This is a genomic window from Pontibacter sp. FD36, from assembly GCF_015686655.1.
Classification (GTDB): domain Bacteria; phylum Bacteroidota; class Bacteroidia; order Cytophagales; family Hymenobacteraceae; genus Pontibacter.
This window is the reverse complement of the sequence record NZ_JADPMP010000008.1, coordinates 124,806-142,428: the sequence shown is the minus strand read 5'-3', so window position 1 is coordinate 142,428 and position 17,623 is coordinate 124,806. Positions and strand designations below refer to the sequence as shown.

The 17,623-nt window shown below is 51.5% G+C and carries 20 protein-coding genes; 8 read left to right on the top strand and 12 right to left on the bottom strand.

All coding sequences use genetic code 11. The features are described from left to right. Positions 1–265 precede the first annotated feature (265 nt). Positions 266–1,510 carry an ROK family transcriptional regulator gene (locus tag I0P70_RS12665; RefSeq protein WP_196118375.1) on the top strand — a complete coding sequence of 415 codons (1,245 nt, stop codon included), beginning with the start codon at positions 266–268 and terminating at the stop codon, positions 1,508–1,510. Positions 1,511–1,635: 125 nt separating this feature from the next. Here I0P70_RS12665 and I0P70_RS12660 read toward each other — a convergent pair whose 3' ends face one another. Both I0P70_RS12660 and I0P70_RS12655 read right to left on the bottom strand, forming a co-directional pair. Further along, complete coding sequence (locus I0P70_RS12660) at positions 1,636–1,779, bottom strand: hypothetical protein (protein WP_196118373.1); 144 nt, start codon at positions 1,777–1,779, stop codon at positions 1,636–1,638. Between the two features lie 431 nt (positions 1,780–2,210). Next, entirely contained in the window at positions 2,211–2,795 is a 585-nt protein-coding gene (locus I0P70_RS12655; RefSeq protein WP_196118371.1) for a hypothetical protein, read from the bottom strand. Between the two features lie 217 nt (positions 2,796–3,012). Here I0P70_RS12655 and I0P70_RS12650 point away from each other — a divergent pair, with 217 nt between their 5' ends. Continuing rightward, the gene (locus I0P70_RS12650; RefSeq protein WP_196118369.1) at positions 3,013–3,201 is read left to right on the top strand and encodes a hypothetical protein; all 189 of its coding nucleotides are present in this window, start codon (positions 3,013–3,015) and stop codon (positions 3,199–3,201) included. A gap of 95 nt (positions 3,202–3,296) precedes the next feature. Continuing rightward, entirely contained in the window at positions 3,297–4,313 is a 1,017-nt protein-coding gene (locus I0P70_RS12645; protein ID WP_196118367.1) for an LLM class flavin-dependent oxidoreductase, read from the top strand. Positions 4,314–4,420: 107 nt separating this feature from the next. On the opposite strand, the gene I0P70_RS12640 is transcribed toward I0P70_RS12645, so the two are convergent. Both I0P70_RS12640 and I0P70_RS21380 read right to left on the bottom strand, forming a co-directional pair. Further along, a complete protein-coding gene (locus I0P70_RS12640) occupies positions 4,421–4,645 on the bottom strand; it encodes a hypothetical protein (RefSeq protein WP_196118365.1) in 225 nt (74 codons plus the stop codon). Between the two features lie 905 nt (positions 4,646–5,550). Next, a complete protein-coding gene (locus tag I0P70_RS21380; RefSeq protein WP_230392168.1) occupies positions 5,551–5,694 on the bottom strand; it encodes a hypothetical protein in 144 nt (47 codons plus the stop codon). A 519-nt stretch (positions 5,695–6,213) separates the two neighbouring features. Here I0P70_RS21380 and I0P70_RS12625 point away from each other — a divergent pair. From I0P70_RS12625 to I0P70_RS12615, 3 genes are all read left to right on the top strand, one after another. Then, complete coding sequence (locus I0P70_RS12625) at positions 6,214–6,684, top strand: RadC family protein (RefSeq protein WP_196118360.1); 471 nt, start codon at positions 6,214–6,216, stop codon at positions 6,682–6,684. A 78-nt stretch (positions 6,685–6,762) separates the two neighbouring features. Beyond that, positions 6,763–7,707 carry an ArdC family protein gene (locus tag I0P70_RS12620; protein WP_196118358.1) on the top strand — a complete coding sequence of 315 codons (945 nt, stop codon included), beginning with the start codon at positions 6,763–6,765 and terminating at the stop codon, positions 7,705–7,707. A gap of 727 nt (positions 7,708–8,434) precedes the next feature. Further along, positions 8,435–8,650, top strand: a complete 216-nt coding sequence (locus I0P70_RS12615; protein WP_196118356.1) for a hypothetical protein — start codon at positions 8,435–8,437, stop codon at positions 8,648–8,650. Here the strand turns inward: I0P70_RS12615 and I0P70_RS12610 are convergent. From I0P70_RS12610 to I0P70_RS12575, 8 genes are all read right to left on the bottom strand, one after another. Next, a complete protein-coding gene (locus tag I0P70_RS12610; protein WP_196118354.1) occupies positions 8,647–8,811 on the bottom strand; it encodes a hypothetical protein in 165 nt (54 codons plus the stop codon). The two genes, I0P70_RS12615 and I0P70_RS12610, sit on opposite strands and share 4 nt — an antisense overlap. Before the next feature lie 225 nt (positions 8,812–9,036). Continuing rightward, positions 9,037–9,384 (bottom strand): cupin domain-containing protein, encoded by a 348-nt coding sequence (locus I0P70_RS12605; RefSeq protein WP_196118352.1) that lies wholly within the window; start codon positions 9,382–9,384, stop codon positions 9,037–9,039. A gap of 93 nt (positions 9,385–9,477) precedes the next feature. Then, on the bottom strand, positions 9,478–10,077 hold the full coding sequence (locus I0P70_RS12600) for a DinB family protein (protein WP_230392167.1): 600 nt from the start codon (positions 10,075–10,077) through the stop codon (positions 9,478–9,480). Beyond that, positions 10,013–10,438, bottom strand: a complete 426-nt coding sequence (locus I0P70_RS12595; protein ID WP_196118350.1) for a nuclear transport factor 2 family protein — start codon at positions 10,436–10,438, stop codon at positions 10,013–10,015. Before I0P70_RS12595 ends, I0P70_RS12600 begins: the two co-directional genes overlap by 65 nt. A 50-nt stretch (positions 10,439–10,488) precedes the next feature. Then, the gene (locus I0P70_RS12590; protein WP_196118348.1) at positions 10,489–11,043 is read right to left on the bottom strand and encodes a DUF1572 domain-containing protein; all 555 of its coding nucleotides are present in this window, start codon (positions 11,041–11,043) and stop codon (positions 10,489–10,491) included. 63 nt (positions 11,044–11,106) lie between these two features. After that, positions 11,107–11,496, bottom strand: coding sequence for a hypothetical protein (locus I0P70_RS12585; RefSeq protein WP_196118346.1), 390 nt, complete (start codon positions 11,494–11,496; stop codon positions 11,107–11,109). Between the two features lie 221 nt (positions 11,497–11,717). Further along, entirely contained in the window at positions 11,718–12,461 is a 744-nt protein-coding gene (locus I0P70_RS12580; RefSeq protein WP_196118344.1) for an SDR family oxidoreductase, read from the bottom strand. Between the two features lie 62 nt (positions 12,462–12,523). Continuing rightward, positions 12,524–13,447: a ketopantoate reductase family protein gene (locus I0P70_RS12575; protein WP_196118342.1), complete on the bottom strand. Its 924-nt coding sequence runs from the start codon at positions 13,445–13,447 to the stop codon at positions 12,524–12,526. Positions 13,448–13,634: 187 nt separating this feature from the next. Here I0P70_RS12575 and I0P70_RS12570 point away from each other — a divergent pair, with 187 nt between their 5' ends. Together I0P70_RS12570 and I0P70_RS12565 are read left to right on the top strand one after the other, a co-directional pair. Next, the gene (locus tag I0P70_RS12570; RefSeq protein WP_196118340.1) at positions 13,635–15,059 is read left to right on the top strand and encodes a PLP-dependent aminotransferase family protein; all 1,425 of its coding nucleotides are present in this window, start codon (positions 13,635–13,637) and stop codon (positions 15,057–15,059) included. Between the two features lie 1,266 nt (positions 15,060–16,325). Further along, positions 16,326–17,528, top strand: coding sequence for a C45 family peptidase (locus I0P70_RS12565; protein WP_196118338.1), 1,203 nt, complete (start codon positions 16,326–16,328; stop codon positions 17,526–17,528). The last annotated feature ends 95 nt before the right edge of the window (positions 17,529–17,623 follow it).

The window sequence follows — 17,623 nt, the reverse complement described above, 5'->3', positions numbered from 1 at the left end:
GTGATTAACAGCAATAAGAGGATCAGTGTAAATTTCGAATGCATACCTTCGCGTTAATGTTGGATCAATTAAAAAATTAATTCTATATATTCCAAATTGTTTTTAATTTTTTTTAATAATGATTGTCATTTATGTAAATTAATTTTTAAACAAAAATAGACTGGCTAAATTTATTTAAATACATTTCCGTATTATCTTTATGTTATGAATCAACAGCAGACTGTCTCTGCTGTACATATTTACCATTGTTTAGAAGTTTAAAGGAATGTCATACAGAAAAGGGTTAAAAGGTACGCTTATTCAGGAGTTGCAGCAGGATGAGATGAGTGGCGTTTCCTATAAAAACACCTTGTTGAAAAAGCAGGTACTGGAAATCCTATCCACTCAGGGAAACGCTACTTTAGCTGATTTGGGCAGACAACTCAATGTCAGCACCCCAAAGATCAATGAGCTCATCACAGAGCTGATGGCCGAAGGCTTGGTTCGTGATTTCGGGAAAAGCAACGCTGGGATTGGCAGAAAGCCTAACATCTATGGCTTGGAGGCCTCTTCGGCTCATTTTATAGGGGTAGAGGTTAAAAGAGAGTCCATTAACATCGGGTTAATGGACTTCTCTGAAAAGTTTCTGAAAATAGAGCTGGACATTCCCTTTCATCTGGAGAATTCAAATGAGTCTCTTGATCAACTGTGCTCTAAGATTGAGGAGTTCATCGACTCGACTACTGTCCCCAAGGATAAAATTTTAGCAGCATGTGTCAATATCTCTGGCAGAGTGAACCATAAAACCGGCTATAGCTATAGCTTCTTCCATTTACATCAGGAACCGCTCAGTCAGATAATCAGGAATAGAATAGGTATCCATACCTACCTTGAAAATGATACCCGGGGCATGGCTTTCGGTGAATTCTACAGTGGTGTCGTTACATCAGAAAAAAGTGTTCTCTTCGTCAACATAGATGAAGGCATCGGCATGGGTATCATGATAGACGGGAAACTGTATTATGGGAAATCAGGGTTCGCAGGGGAGTTTGGGCACATCCCGCTGCTAGCGAATGATATCATCTGCCATTGTGGTAAGAAGGGCTGTTTAGAAACAGAGGCTTCCGGCCTTGCCATCACAGAACAGTTTAAGGCAAGGCTGAAACAGGGAGCCACGAGTATCGTCACCAATACGGTCAGTGATATAGCCAAAATTAATCTCCAGCATATCATTCATGCTGCTTTGAACGACGACATGCTGGCTATCGAGATCATCTCCGAGGCAGGTGAAAAAATTGGCCGGGGCATTGCTGCCATTATGAACCTGTTTAATCCTGAGTTAATTATTTTGGGAGGAGCATTGGCAGAAACAGATGCCTATATCAGGCTTCCAATCAAAGCCGCGATTAATAAGTATTCCTTGAGCCTTGTCAGCACCGACACGGAACTCAAGATGTCCCGTCTCGGAAGAAAAGCAGGCATCATGGGGGCCTGTCTCCTGGCAAGGGATAAAGTATTGTCCATACAATAATAATTATGCGGCGTTTAGTGACATTTAAAGCAGCATGACACTAAACGCTGCTTTACAGAGGCATCGCGCTTGTAGAGAGCACAAGGTGTGATCATTCCGGTTTTTACAAACACCTGACAGTTCAACTAAATCTCCCGTAAATCCGTCCAGGGCCGTGTGGCCATTCCGCGGTTGTGATTCAGGATCGGCCTATCAAGCGCCTGTTTAAATCGCAGTGCACCTCCGTTCTCCAGCAGGTGTTGCTCCGTTCGGCCTTCTCTGCGAGACATTACCGCCTCGCGTCGGCGCTTCCGGCCCCTCCCCACCGGTCCAGAAATACACCAAAATTATTCTTCTTTTACTCTTGCCAGATACTGCGGACCTATCCCCAGCCATACGGAATTTTATTATCATCATGGAAAGCATCCGGTTCCTCAGCGTGCGCGAACTACCAGTTGTTGTTAACTGAGCTGTGAAAGCTGCACTACCTTCACTGCCAACACGATGTAAGCGAATGACCTTGTGAGACCCGTCTCCGACCGCATACCTGTGATACTTTCACCCGAAGTCGAGCAGCTGTGGCTAGATGAGAACGACCTGCAGGGTGAACTACGCTCGTTGCTGCACATTACAAGGCGGAACAAATGAAGTTTTTTATGTCTCACTTCTGGAGAAATATCTTTATAAAACGTACAAGAAGTGCTGAATTCGTTGCATAACGCTAAATGGTAAGCCTTATAATATCGAAGAAGACCCAAAAAAGAAATGTGCCAACTACCACCACAACGGCAGCCTTGACTAGCCGCTTCATTGGAACCAAGTAGTTCTTTGCCAACTCCATGCGCACCACAGAGTCTTGGTTTCTTAAAATGCGCCTTTTAACCAGCCAGTTGTTCAGAAAAAGGAAACTGATCGCCGAGTAAAGGAGCAGAATGAAAATAACGGTGTTAAATAAGCCTAAGTTTACACTTCGCACTGGCCCCAGCGTAGCTGCAGCAGGAGAAGCCGGGGTGGTTACAGCCTTGCTAATCACAAACAAGAAGTAAAGAGCAAAGTAGAACACTGGCAAAAAAGCGTTAAGAGTAGGCAAGCCGATCTTATTGAGAGTGGCTTTATCGAAGGAAGTGGTGAGGTAGGCCTGTACAGTCACAATCAAAAGCAGATTGATTACCCACAGCATATTTGCTATCGAGAAACTTTGGCGGTGATTGCCCGCATCAAAGAGCGAAAATTCTAGTATTACGATTCCCAGGATGCCTGGTATAAAGAGCAGGTAAACTCGCCAGTCTGTTAATACGCGCCGCATTGTCTGTTCTTAAATATTGTTTTAGTCTTTCCCAAACCCGTTTCCGCTTTCATTTCCGACACAATATCATAAATAAGCGGCAAATAATGAGCCCATGACCGAAGCGTACGGGCACAGTTTGCTATATAAACACGTACCCTTCCGGAAGAAATATCCAAAAGATGCACAGACACAAACTACTTCATATGAAAGTCGTAACGGGTAAAAAATAATTCACATGGTGTTACCCCCGCTTTTAAAAGCCGGAGACAAGGTTGGAGTTCTTAGCACTAGGGTGGGATTATATGGACTGGCAGCGTCCTGCTATGCCGGTGACGCCAGCGAGCGCATTGATTTTTATATCCAACAGGCGAAGCTCGCCGAAGAAGCAAAGTCTGACATGTTCTTTCTGGTTGACACCGTATAGAACCGGGAACATCTCGCATACTAGACAGAGCTAACCAGCTAATTGGTCATAATCAACTGTACCTGGTGAACAAAAACAAATACAAATTGAATACCATGAAACATAATACTGCTTATTCCATTTTAGAGCTTGCCATTGTATCGCAGGGGGAAACCATACAAAAGACACTGCATAATTCATTGGCATTGGCAAAAGAAGCGGAAGCACACAACTACAAACGCATTTGGTTTGCCGAGCACCACAACTCCGATAACATTGGCAGTAGCGCCACATCACTGCTCATGGGTTACGTGGCCGAAAACACCACCACCATCCGGCTAGGTTCAGGCGGTGTGATGCTTCCCAATCATTCCCCTTTGATTATAGCCGAGCAGTTTGGCACATTGGCCCATTTATACCCTGGCAGAATTGACCTGGGCCTTGGAAGGGCGCCTGGCACCGACCAGGCTACAGCTCGTGCTATCCGATCCGACTTCATGGAGGCTGCCCATTCCTTTCCCCGGGAAATAGAAAAGATTCAGCAGTATTTTTCCATAGACAATAAAGGGGCAAAAGTAAGGGCGCCTATCGCAGAAGGTACTAATGTCCCTATTTATGTGCTGGGCTCAACGACCGATAGTTCGCATATAGCGGCTGAAAAGGGACTGCCTTACGCGTTTGCCAGCCATTTTGCATCCACGCATTTACACAACGCCTTACGGATCTACGAGCAGGAATTCCAGCCTTCTGCTTCTTTAGAAAAACCCTATACCATGGCTGGGGTGAATGTGATCGTTGCCGATACTGATGAAGAAGCCCAAAAACTGTTCACTTCTCTGATACGCATGTTTGTGGGGGTACTAACCGGATCCAGAGCCCCCTTACACCCACCAACCGAGATGACTGACGAGTTGAAGGAAATACTACAGCATCCAACGCTGCAGCAAATGCTCCGATATTCCTTTGTCGGGAGTAAGCAAAAGGTAAAAACGCAGATCCAGGAATTTCTGGAAGAAACGGGCGTGGATGAATTGATCACTGTGTCGACGATGTACGATATAAATGACCGCCTGAAATCCACCAGACTCTTTGCAGAAATTATGGCGGAGCTAAACGAAAAGGGGCAAGAGTAAAGGCGTCGTCCTTCAACCTCGTAGAAGAAATAGACTGTTGTAATACTGAGTGAAAGCTATATTTAAAGCAATTTTCTCAATATCTTCTTTTAGCCGGTTTTAACGTATTATGTTGAACCTTCATGTGCTCTGGTTGCAGGCTCTTCTTCAGCCTGGTCGCTGCCGACTGAGCTATCCTCCAGGAAAGCTGGATGGCAGAAGATTTCTACCTCGAATAAAGACCGCTCATCATCTGTTTTAAAAGTAGGTGCATGAGAACCGTTGCTTTCCAGCACCCTCTTTATCGTAGAGATACCGGTGGCTCTGCCTTTTATCAACTCCAGCTCTTTCAATATGAAATGGCTGGAATTGGCCGCTAATTGGCCGAATTGGCCAGTAAAATGATTAAAACCATAGCTTAAAGCTAATCAGGAATTTTATTAATGGTACAAGGGCGGCGGGAACGAACCCTTGCGGCACTGCCTGCCCACAAAGGCAAAGCCAGCCCCTAGTTCCAGCAGGAACTAGGTAATCTGCTGTGTCAAACCACTCTTCGGGCCCTTTTCCTGGTAGTCCTGGGTCAGGCTCAGAAAGTTAAAGATACACGGGCATTTTAGTAATCCCCGGGCCAGGTCTGATTCAAGTGCCAGGAGCTTCAGATTAAAGTTGGTCAGGCTTTCCCCTTACCGCTGGTAAAGGCTGGACTTGATTTGCAGGCTCAACACATTTCTGGACCAGCTGTTCTCAATAGTTGGCGAATGTAGGAGAGCCGCTCTTGCACACCCTTTACCGCATCCAGCCCCCCCACATGGTGTGCCCAGGGCAATTACGCAACCGGTTGTTGTGTAAATTCAGAGCGGGGGGGGGTAAACAGAGGCAACCTGCGGTATAGACAGCACAGCAGGTTCCGGTAAGAGAAGTCCTGCAGGTCTGGAAATTCCTTGCCTATGGCATCAGAGAGCGTCTGAATCACTTTGGATCCCCACAACCTTTAGTTTGCTGCTGCGCCAGGGTGATGTTCCAACGCAACAGCACTTGCCAGTAGCACTTGTAAGCGGAACAGGTGCGGGAGACACAGGCGTCCGTTACCCCGCTTGCCCGTTAAAGCCCATCATTTGAGCGCTTACTTCCATGACCGCACCTCCTTCCCGTTCAAAAGCCTGGTAATATCTTCCTGGCGGTAGTAGTGGGTGCCCCCGACCTTGACCGAGGGCAGCGTGCCCTCCACCGGCAGCTTCTGCAGCGTGGAGGGGGAGACCTACAGCATGCGCCGCACATCGGCGGACTTGAGCACCTGCCTGGGTACCTCGGCCTGTTGCTTGCCGATCAGTTTTGCCAGGTCCTCCAGCAGCTGCCGGTGAGCTTGAAGCAGGTCTTGCTTGGTGATGATTTCTATAGGCATAGTTTTACTTGTTTGGGTTACAGGTGAAAGATACCCCACTATCTATCATCCTTCCTTTTCACAACGTGAACCTTACTGGTGAAAAACATTTTATACCAAAAGCCAGGAGAACACGCCCCATCGAAGTTGAAGATTTCATCATTTTATACTGAATCAAGCAGGATTCTGCTCTTTGCAGAAGCTTGTAACTCAACTTACGCCCCAAGGCAGATACATGTAAAACCTATCCTACATTGCTGAGAAGGCATAGCTACCAACAGAAGTCGAAAGAGCGATAGCTTTCTTCTAGATCCCACCCTCAAAGCCATTCAACAGGCAAGATCCTCTTCGTCTATGGTTTGGCGCAAAGGTAGCCTTGCGGCCCGGACACAGGTGCGCTGCGCCAAGGTCGTCCAAACAAAATGGGTATCCCTGAAGGGAGCCCTCCGCATTTTCTTTGGCTCCACCTTGCCTTTAGTCCGGCTCCGAAGGCGGCACGGGGCACCATAATCCATTTCCTCACACTAAAACATCAAGATTATGGAAAAGACCATTCAAACCTCCGCCTTTACCAGAGCAGCCGAGATCAGGCTCTCCTACCGCAACCGCGTCAATCCTGCTGAAAGACCGCAGGTCACCTCCTCTGCTGACTCCTACCGCGTACTCAAAGCCAGTTGGGATGCGGGCAGAATAGAGTTTGTCGAGCAGTTCAAGGTGCTGCTCCTCAACCGGGCAAACCGGGTGCTGGGCATTTACGAAGTTTCCACCGGCGGGGTGGCCGGCACCGTAGCCGACCCCAAGCTCATCTTCGCCGCCGCCCTCAAGGCCTGCGCCTCGGGCCTCATCCTCTCCCACAACCACCCCTCGGGCAACCTCAGCCCCAGCGCGGCCGACCTGCAGCTGACCAGGAAGATCAAACAGGGTGGGGAGCTCCTCGACATCACCGTCTTAGATCACATCATTCTCACCAGCGAGAGCTACTACTCCCTGGCAGACGAGGGGCTCCTGTAGCCCCTCTTTCTTTTGCAGGGGCCGTTCACAGCCCCTGCTTTCCTTCCATTCAATGTCATCACTTTAAACATCAAACTTATGAACGCCTATCAGAAATTCAACCACCTGGCCGAGCAGGTGACCAATGAAATCATTGCTGAACTGCAGCGGGGAAAAGCCATCTGGCAAAAGCCCTGGAGTACGTACGGGCTCCCCAAGAACTACGCCTCCGGCCGCTCCTACGAGGGCTTTAATGCCTTCTACCTACACCATGTCACCGAGAGAAACAATTACACGGCGCCCTACTTTATCACTTTCAGGCAGGCGCAGGAAATGGGTGGCCGCGTCCGAAAAGGCCAGAAAGGCACCCCCATCGTCTATTGGAAGATCTTTGAGGCAAAAGAGAAGGAGCAGCCAGTAGATGTAGCGGCCGACGGGAAAAATCGCCCCTGCAGCAGGTTCGTCCCCTTTGTCTGGACCGTGTTCAACATCGATCAAGTAGAGGGAGTGGACTTCCGGCTACCCACCATGCCCGAACGGTCCGGGCCACAAATACTCAAAGCCTGCCAGCACGTGGTGGACAGCTTCCCCCAGCCTGGCCCTAAGGTCCTGCACGGCGGCACGCAGGCTTACTACGCGCCAGTCAGGGACATTGTGCAGATGCCGGACCCTGGGCGCTTCCTCACTCCCGAGGCATATCATGCCACGCTCTTCCACGAGCTGATCCACGCCACCGGCCACGCCACCCGGCTCAACCGCTTTACCGAGGAAGAAAAGGTCAGCCGCTTCGGGGACGAGGCCTACAGCAAGGAGGAACTGGTGGCAGAGATGGGCGCCAGTTTCCTATGCGCCATCACCGGTATAAAGGAGGCCGTGTTCCAGAACTCGATAGCCTACCTGCAGGGCTGGATCAGCCGGCTCCGGGAGGACAAGACCATGATCATCTACGCCGGTACCAAGGCCTTCAAAGCAGCCAGTTATATCCTGGGCCTGAAGCATATGGCAAATGATGAAGCACGGTCTGCGGAGAAGGTAACTGCCTGAAGAAAAAACAAGGGCTGTCTGAAAAGCGGATGGCCCTTTAGTCCCCTTCCCTGAAACTAAGTCATTTGCCCCCTATTTACGCGGGCAATTGGAAGTTTATGGGTAAACAGGACTTGAGGTAGCACTGAAATGAGAGCTGCAAGCAGCGCGATAGGCGGTAGGTTTAAATAAAGTATGGGCTAGCTGACGCAACACTTGGCCTGTTACTAGAGGAACTTTACGCAGGGTTGTTCAGCTTCAGTCATCCCTCACAATATGGTTAGGGTGTTAAATGTTTAACACATAACGGGTACTCCGACCGCCACCTTCCTGATTAAACGCTCCCAGTTCCAGGAGCTGCTGCAAATCTCTTGTTGCCGTTGGATTGGCACCTGCTCAAATCCATACACCTTACTACTCATCTCCGACTTGAGGAAGAGTTTTTCTTCCCATTTCACAAGATGAACATGACTTGTGAAATACTTTTTCCCGCCCCTCCAAAACAGTGAATCCGACCCCTAGGGCTATACAGTTCTCCGAAAGGATGCCTGAACATGCTGGTTTATCCAAATAAGGCCTCCGCCAGGGCACCTTCCAGGCAACATCCTGAAATTTCCCATCTGTGCATTTCCTTGTGAAAAAGATTCATATTCCGCTCCCACCTTTGAAAAAAACCGGTACCTGGGCACCTTCCCCTCCCCTCTTACGGGGAGAATAGCTCTCCCTGCTCCAGCTTCGCTCCCGCCTGGTGCGTAAGACCAGCTTCCTGGTCCTCAATTCTCTTTCCCAGCTGGGCATGGGCCTGCAGGTGCTCTCCGTTCAGTTGCAGTCCCCCTCCGTGTCAGCGACCAAACCCGCCACTGCAAATCCGGAGAACAACCCGAAGGACGTAGGGCGAAATCACATCCGGTTCAGGTATTTTCTAACGGCCAGCAGGTCTTTGGATGACATAGCCTCCGGCTAAATGGAGCACTTCTCCAGTTCCTGGTAAAGGGAAGGTCTGGCCAGCTGAAGGGCCGCCCGGAAGTAAGGGGTCTTTATCGTAGCCGCCAGACTGGAATCATGGTAAGTAGGGTGCGGGTAGAACGGGGTGCGCAACAGCAGATCGGGGTAAAATTGTTTCATAGGCAGAATCATGGCACATGTGCTGGGAGGTACAACTTTTTGTAAAAAGAAACACTGCTGCCGGATTTTTCCACAAGGACCTGTTGTCGCAACAGTAAATGATGTCCTGTTGGACTCAATCCTTACTGCTAAGCGGACGCATTTAATAAAGCGTATGGTGTGACACAAACTAACCCCATTGACCAGTAGATTTCCCGAGGTGGCCGGTCATTTGGTCTGCCCCTGCTAACCCAGGAGGTTGCGCAGCGTCCCCCGCTCACCTTCCCGCGGTCCGTAAAACAGCACCCAGGTACTGAAGTCCGGGGTGAATTCTGTAAAACGGTGCGATGCACCGGCTGGCACGAATAAAAAGTCTCCGGCCTGGAAGCGCACCTCCGCCTCTTCCATTTGGAATGTTCCCGTTCCGCTGGCAACGATATATACTTCGTCTCTTTCATGCGGTGTCTGCCGGTCATCGCCAACCGGTCGGTAGAGCTCCAGGCTCAGGGTACCGTGTTCAAAGAGCGTGACTGCTTCCTCGGTTGAGCGCTCCAGTGCCTGCAGCGCCCGATTATAGGCTACTCTGAATTCCATTTTATTTTGTTTTTGATAGTTACAGCATGTTGGCCGGACAGGCCTGGATACTGCTTGTACAGCAATGCCTGCCCGTTGCCCAACCGGCTTTCCTCAGCGGAGGATCATTTCCTTTAATTGTTCTTCCGTCAGCCCGAACATGGGGGGCGTTCGCACCCCCAGCATATTCAGGTAAAGGTAGAGCTGCGCCCGGTGGTGAATTTCATGCTCGACCATTGCCCGCAGCCATTTCCAGACCCTGATCTCGCCTCCGCCCGGTGTGGCGCACTTCCGCTGCAGGTCCTCGTCGGTCAGTTCCCGGAGGATGGCCACGGTCTCCTCATGCATCTGCTGAAAATAGGCCAGCACGTCATCATAGCCCGCAGCCAGGTGTGCTCCGCATCCGTCATAGCAGCTGGGTTTGCCTTGCACGATTTCAGCGTACAGGAGGCGCTCAATGGCGGCGATGTGCCGGATACTGTCGGCGATGCTGAACTTACCCGGCAAATAGACCCACTCCATACGTTCAGGCGGCACAAGTTCCACGACCCAGAGCGTCCGCTCCCGGACCCGTTCATAATAAGACAGAAAAGAATCAATCGAATGTATTTCCATAGAGGTGAATTTTTGTAGCAAAAGGTTTTCTTTTTTAAAGCCCCTTCGGTTGAGCCCGAGCGGGCAACTGCCAGTCAGTTCCTGACTGCCGCTCCGCAAAAAGCCGGGACCTGTCAAACCAGACTTCATTGCGCTCGATGAGTTCATCCCGGAGGACCACCAGATCCAGCCCCGTTTCCCGGATGCCAGGATATCGCCAACCAAAGTCGGCCTGCCATTTCAGCGCAAAACCCTGCTCAGTAGGCCAGAGCTCCAGGACCTCCCAACGCCAGCCCGGAAAGCGGAAAAACAGCTTTCCCAGGTAGGCCGCCAAAGCGTCTTTTCCATTTAACCCCTGCCGTACGGCAGGGTCCGCATAAAAACAGGCTGGCTGGTAGAAGGCAAGCAAATGTCCCGTCTCCTGTCTGGTCCAGGCTCCCAGCCAGCGATTGGCAAAACCCGGCAACTCTTCTATCTCCATTTGGCAGAGGCTTAGTGTTTCGTTCTGTTTTGGAAAGGAACAGCGACCTCTTACAGATCTTCTGTGAAGTGGCGCCTGCCCCTGTGTTGCGTAAACTTCCGCTCATTGTAGGCTGTGGACCGGTTGCGTGGTATTGATAATGAGGCCCACTGCCCGTCCTGTACCATTTTGGCAAGGTAGACGATCTGCCCGATGTGGTAGGGGTAGTGCGCCAGCTGCCGGTTCAGGGCCTCAGTCACTGTATGCCCGTCGTTGCGGATGTAGACGATACGCTCCAGCTCCTCTTCCTGCAGCTGGCCGACAGCCTGCAGCAGGCACTGCCAGCCGCTTTCCCAGCAGGCCATCACTTCGGCCCGGTTGGTGAATTTGTTTTCAAACTCTGCGTCCCGGTTCCGCCAGGGCTTCTCCCCGTCCGTTGTCAGGAAATCAGTAAAGCGCGAGCGCATGTTGCCCGCCAGGTGGTTGACAATGACAGCGATGCTGTTGCTCTCGGCGTTGTACTGCCAGAACAGCATGTCGTCCGGCACCTGCGCCATCGCCTTTTCGCCGAGCATTTTGTAATATTCCAGCTGCTTGATCAGGCTGGAGAGGTACGTGGTCTTCATATGCATCCATTTTAGTTTTTTACACTTTTATCATGCGGGCGAAGCCATAAGGGCACCGCTCGGCTAGGCTTCCAGCACCGGATGGGTTCGGTTGCCGGCAAAGCCCAGGATGAGCTTCAAACCCAGCAACAGCAATAGCAGAAGCCCCAGTCGGGGAAGTCCTGGCACAGCCACCGCCGCCAGACTCAGTAGGGTAAACAGCAGCACGCCCAGCTGCCTGCGAAAACCGGTGCGCTGCAGCCGGATCACCAGGCTCGCAAAGCCCATCGCCAGGGCAGCCAGCACCGCTACCTCCCCCCACCACTCCCCGTAAATCCACGCCAGCACCGCGCCCTGCAGGCCATGCACCCAGACAAAGGCATGCGGCGAACGGGCCTCCGCACGGTAGTAGGCCACCGTGCCTCCGGTAAAGTTGCTCACCACACCGCCCCCGATGTCCAGGGAAAGTACCACCAGCAGCAGGCGCTCCCAGGGCGATTGGGAAGCCGAGAGCAGCAGGCTCACAGCCGCTACTGCCGCCGCCGCCGCATAGGTCAGGCACAGGTCCAGGCAGCGCGCGCGCCTGCCGTGTAGTTTCCAGAGCGGTCTGGGTATGTCCACTAAGCGATAGGCTGATTTTTCCATCTTCGATATGAGTTCATGCTATGTCACGCTCCACACTGCCTCCGGTCCCTTCATCGCCCACCCGCCACCTCCAGGAAGGTGCCGCTGGTGTACGAGGATTTTTCAGATGCCAGCCAGAGAATCGCCTCCGCCACCTCCCGGGCCGTGCCGCCCCGTCGCATGGGAATACGGTCCCGCAGGCGATCGACCCGCCCGGGTTCTCCGCCCGTCGCGTGGATGTCGGTGTAGATAAAACCGGGCCGGACCGCATTGACCCGAATGCCCTCCCCCGCCACTTCCCGGGCCAGGCCGACCGTCAGGGTATCGATTGCCCCCTTGGAGGCGGCATAGTCCACATATTCACCCGGAGCCCCGGTCCTGGCCGCCACGGAAGAAACATTAACAATCGTCCCGCCCAGGCCGCCATGCCGTACGGACATGCGGCGGACGGCTTCCCGGGCGCAGAGCATCTGCCCGATCACGTTGACCGTGAAGAGGCGCTGCAAACGGGCGGCATCCAGCTCCTCCAGGCGCATCTGCCGCTCCAGCACTCCGGCATTGTTTACCAGAGAGGTCAGCTTTCCCAGAAGCCGGTCCGTCTCTGAGAACAGCCGCACAATGTCGCTTTCCCTGGAAATGTCGGCCTGGATGGCAACAGCCCTTCCCCCTTTGCCGTGTATTGCCGAGACGACTTTTGCGGCAGCGGCTTCCTGCCGGTGGTAATGAACTGCGACGGCATAGCCCGCCTCAGCGGCCAGTAAGGCCGTCGCCGCTCCTATGCCGCGACTGGCCCCTGTGATGAGCATCGTTTTCATCTTTTCACACGATAAATTGAGTGTATGGCTATTGCTTCTCCCCCTGGAGGGCATCCGCTCTGCTACTGGTTTAGTTCGGCCTTTAGCTTGGTCAGCTCCCCCAAAACACCCGTCCTCCTGACGGTCGCCGCCTGGTCCTGGGCACTGGCTATGCGCACAATCTCCAGGTTCAGGGTTTCCAGTTCCGTCGGTCTGTTGTGGCGTATATCCTGCAAGGTGGAAATAAACTGTCCCTCGGAATCCCGGCTGATCCGCAGCAGACTCTCTTCCACTTCCAGCGGGTCCAGCATAATTCCCGCCCTGCCGGCAACACCAACACACTCGTCAATGACGCTGCGGGCGATGCCTCTGGCCGCCTCATGCCGGTGGAAGACGCCATTGTCTGTTTCCAGCAAGGGGCACACGGTATTGAACACACTGTTGATGATGGCCTTTTTCCAGACAACCGGCCGGAGGTTGTTTTCGGGGACAAAGGGGAAGTTCGTGGTGTGGAGCGCGCCGACTATGGATTCCAGCCGGTGCTGGTCGCCCCATACGACACCCACCGGGCAGGCTGCCACCGGTTTGAAGCGCACGCTTTGCTCGTCTATCCCCTGACTGCTTACAAAAAGAACACAGCGGAAGACCTGCTCGAAACCACCCTGCAGAAAGGCCCGCTCCACGCCTATGCCGTTTTGAAGCAGCACCAGCGGGGAGTCTGCCGTTCTCCCGCGAAGCCGTTCTGCCAGTTGCGCATTGCCATAGGACTTGTTGGCCAGCACGACAATCCCATCCAGCAGCGGCAATGCAGACAGCCCTGTGATCTCAACCTCTGTTTCCATGGTAGTCTCCTCATCGAGCCACACGCGGAGCCTTTCCCTTTTAGCGGCTATCGCCTCCACACTGCCGCGGATGAGCGTCACGCTGCGGCCGGCATTTTTGAGAAACACAGCCAGTGCTTTCCCGATCGCCCCGGCTCCGATGATGTAGATGTGCTTTGCTGCCATGTGCGTTCCGCTTTAAAAGGTTAGAAGCTGATCGGGCCCGTCCCTCAGGAATCCTTCTTGAGAAGCAAACCCTACTTACTGCTGCCAGGCTTGCCTTTTCCCGACAAAACAAAATTCATAAAAAGAAATACATGATAGCAGATGCAGTTTTATTAATTTTGATGGTAGCAATTAAAAAAAGAATGCCATGGCCCGTTCGGATTTCAGGTACCTGCGCATCGCCGGTATGCTCGAGCAACAGATTCTGAGTAATGTCTTATGCCTCGGGGACAGGCTGCCCTCCCTGCGCACGATCTGCCGGGAATACGGTGTCAGTCAGAATACCGCGCTCAACGCCTATTACCACCTGGAAAGCAAGCTCCTGATTGAGGCCCGGCCCCAGTCCGGCTATTATGTGCGGCATGCCTCCCACCGGGTTCCCGCCATCCCAACACCCAGCAGGCCCCATGCCACGGCTACCTTTGGAGACAGTGAGGCCCTGGTCAGCCGGGTGTATGACAACCTCGGCGAGGCCGGTTGTCTCCCGCTGTCATTGGGGGTCCCGGCAAATGAGCTCCTGCCGATCGCCAAACTCAACAAAGGCTTGCTGATGGCCACCCGCGAACTGCAGGGTAGCGGCGTGAGTTATGACAAGGCGCAGGGCAGTGAAAATCTGCGAAGGCAGATCGCCCGCTGGTCCTTTGCCATGGACTGTCAGCTGAGCCATGCAGACATCATCACCACCAGCGGCTGTCTCAGCGCGATTTCTTATTGCCTGATGGCACTGACAGAGAAAGGAGACACCATCGCCCTGGAGAGCCCCGTGTCTTTTGGCATGCTTCAGGTGGCGCAATCGCTGGGACTTAGAATCTTAGAGCTTCCTATGCACCCTCAGACCGGTGTCGACCTGAACGCCCTGGAAGATGCCCTCCGAAAAGACAAAATCACAATCTGCCTGCTGATCAGCAATTTCAGCAACCCCCTGGGAAGCTGCATGCCAGATGCCCACAAGGAGGCCACTGTGCGACTGATGGAAAAGTATAATGTCCCGCTTATTGAAAATGACCTGAACGGGGATGTATACTTCGGCGCACACCGCCCCAAATCCTGTAAAAGCTACGATGAAAGCGGCCTGGTCCTGTGGTGCGGCTCTGTTTCAAAGACCCTGGCACCGGGCTACCGCGTCGGGTGGGTTGCACCCGGCCAGTTCAAGGAAAAGGTGCTGCGCAAGAAACTCTTTCACAGCATCTCTTCCACCGCCATTACGCAGGAAGTCATTGCACGTTTCCTGGAGACGGGTCGGTATGAGAACCACTTGAAAAAACTCCGGCATACCTTAAAGACCAACTACCTGCACTTCGCCCGGGCGGTGGCCGAGCACTTTCCCGCAGGCACCCTGGCCAGCAGGCCCCAGGGTGGCTTTGTGCTGTGGGTGGAGCTGCCTCAGGATATAAACACTACTTCGCTCTATGCGAAGGCCATTAAACAGAAAGTCAGCTTTGCCCCCGGCAGCATCTTTACCCTGCAGCAGCAGTTTCACAACTGCATGCGCCTCAACTACGGACTGCTCTGGGATGAACGCGTTGACAGCGGCCTCCGGCTGTTAGGCAATCTGGCCAAAGCCGAGTTGTAATTTCCTTGGCTTCTATATCCCTCCAAATTAGCTGTCTTACATGGTTTTGAAGCCTGCACGCAACTGTCACACAATGTTCATACAGCGGAAAAGGCAGTATGGCACTCCCCTCCTCAGATCTGCGTTGGACTCCCCGGCTAACAAGCATGGCGCGTTAGTTTGTTACAGACAACCTGTAACGGCAGGGTCCGTCGGGGAAGCTGCCTCCCAAGAGGCAGTAGATGGTATTGGGCACCAAGCGCCCATTCGCTCGTGTATCCTGAAAATGAGTATCGCTATTGGCTAGCAGGCATTGGTCAACACTCTTCATATGCTCTCATTGCTATATGATATCCTGGGATTTTGAAAGTCGTACGGAAGGCGAGCCTGTACCTGTATTAGACCCGCCCATTTGAAGCATAAAAAATCCAGGACATATCATTATTATCCAACTAGTTACGCTGCAATTCGGGTACCCGAATTGCTGTCTCAGGAAGAAAAAAATTTAAAATTCAGATAAGGCTTGTAACAAAAACACTTTAAACACCTGATTTAAAGTGTTTGATGGGAATTGACATTTACTAAGTGGAGAGGCCGAAACGAAAGGATCAGTTACAAATTTAAAAGAGGAAAGGAGTTACTACCGTAGCGAGCTTGTAGCTGTAAAATACAACTACAAATTACTTAATCACTCAAATGGCGATTGGCACTCGCCACGGTAGTTTTCACCTAAAAAAACAGTTAATGAAGAAAGTGCTTACTCATAACGGCACTTCCTGTCTACTACTTTTACAAAGATCAGGAGACACGATGGACCATTGGTTGTACATTCCTGTTCTTTTTATTTGAGCACTTTATTAGTCAATGCCTAACTAGGCAGCTATCCAGTATTATTCCCTAAGTACCAGTGAAAATCACGAGATGGCTCAACCAATTTTACAAACTTAGGATTTTGGGCGCAACAGTTGCCTTCTTATAAGCTTGTGCTAGGTGCAACACAAGCTGGGTTTCTATAGCACCGGCATTACGACTTGAACTGGATAGTTAATGGGCTGTCCGACTTCCTACACACGTTACCACCAAACTAAAAACACCTACTAAATAGATAGCCTTAAAGCGAAACAGGCGCCTTTTGCTTGCCAGACTATGTCAGCATAAGTAGACAGGATGTTACAACTACATTTTTTAAGGCATGCTCTACTTTTGTCTTTTAAGGAGACATGTCATGATTTCTCCATCAAATATTTATATAAATCATAACTAAAAATTCAGTAATCACCTTCAAAAATGAAAAAAACAGCTTTATTCCTTCTGTTCGTCTGGATGCTGGTCTGTCAGGCCACCGCCATGCCAAAATCCAAACCTCAGGTGCCAATCATAATGCTCTCCGGCACCAGTTATGAGCGCGGCACTCAACATGGTTTTCAGCTCAAAAAACAAATTGACGAAGTTTACCGCAAATGGAAAGAAAGCATTCGGAAGGACACGGGTAAAAATCCTGATGCCGTTATTAGTGATTTCCTGGCTAGCTCCCAGTATCAAAAAGCCATCCAACAATCAACACCGCAGCTTTGGCAGGAAATACAAGGCATAGCTGTAGGCTCAGGACAGAAAATAGACGATGTACTGGCTTTTCAGCTGATTGACGAATACTGGGGCTATTTGGACCGACTAAAGAATGGCTCGGTAGACAAAAACCATTGCAGTGCCATTGGTATTGCTGCTTCTGATAATCAGCCGACTTTTGTAGCACAGAATATTGATATAGACACCTATATGCAAGGTTACCAGGTCTTACTTCATATCGTCTCCGCTGAAGAAGACATGGAGCAGTATGTGATGAGCTGCGCCGGTTTCATTGGCTTTGCTGGGATGAACAGTAAAGGTGTTGCAGTGGTTATCAATGCCCTTACAGACCTAAACAACTCAGTGGAGGGACTACCTGTGACGTTTGTAACACGCGGGATACTCCAGCAGCAATCTGGAGAGCAAGCACTTGCATTTGTCAAGTCAATCAAGCACGCAACCGGGCAAAACTACCTCATTGGTACAGAAACCGAGGTGATAAACTATGAGGCATCAGCCAACCAGGTGGTACCATTCTATCCGACAGGAAATAAGGGAATCGTCTATCACACGAACCATTCACTCGCCAACCACGATGTGAAACCATGGATGCAGGACTATCACCAGCGCATCCTGGCTGGTACTGGCACAACATCCAGCAGCCAGACACGGTACAAGGCGCTCCAAAAGCGGCTTTCTGCTTCTGTCCACCCCCTTACGCAAGACCTTATTAAAAGCACCCTGCGCTCCAAAGATGATGAACGGTTTCCCGTATGTGTAGCCTATGATCCCAAAGCTGCCGCTTTTACCTTCAGTTCAGTTATCTTCACGCTTGGCACAACCCCTTCGGTACAGGTAACCCATGGCTCTCCTGATCAGTCTGAGTACAAGCAACACTTCTTCTTGTCACAAGCCACTCAGTAGCTCCATTTGCTGAGCCTGGCAAGGCAGGCTGGGCCTACACTGTCTCCGGTTAACCCTAGCACAAAGAGTTGCCCCGTTCCACTATTTAGAACGGG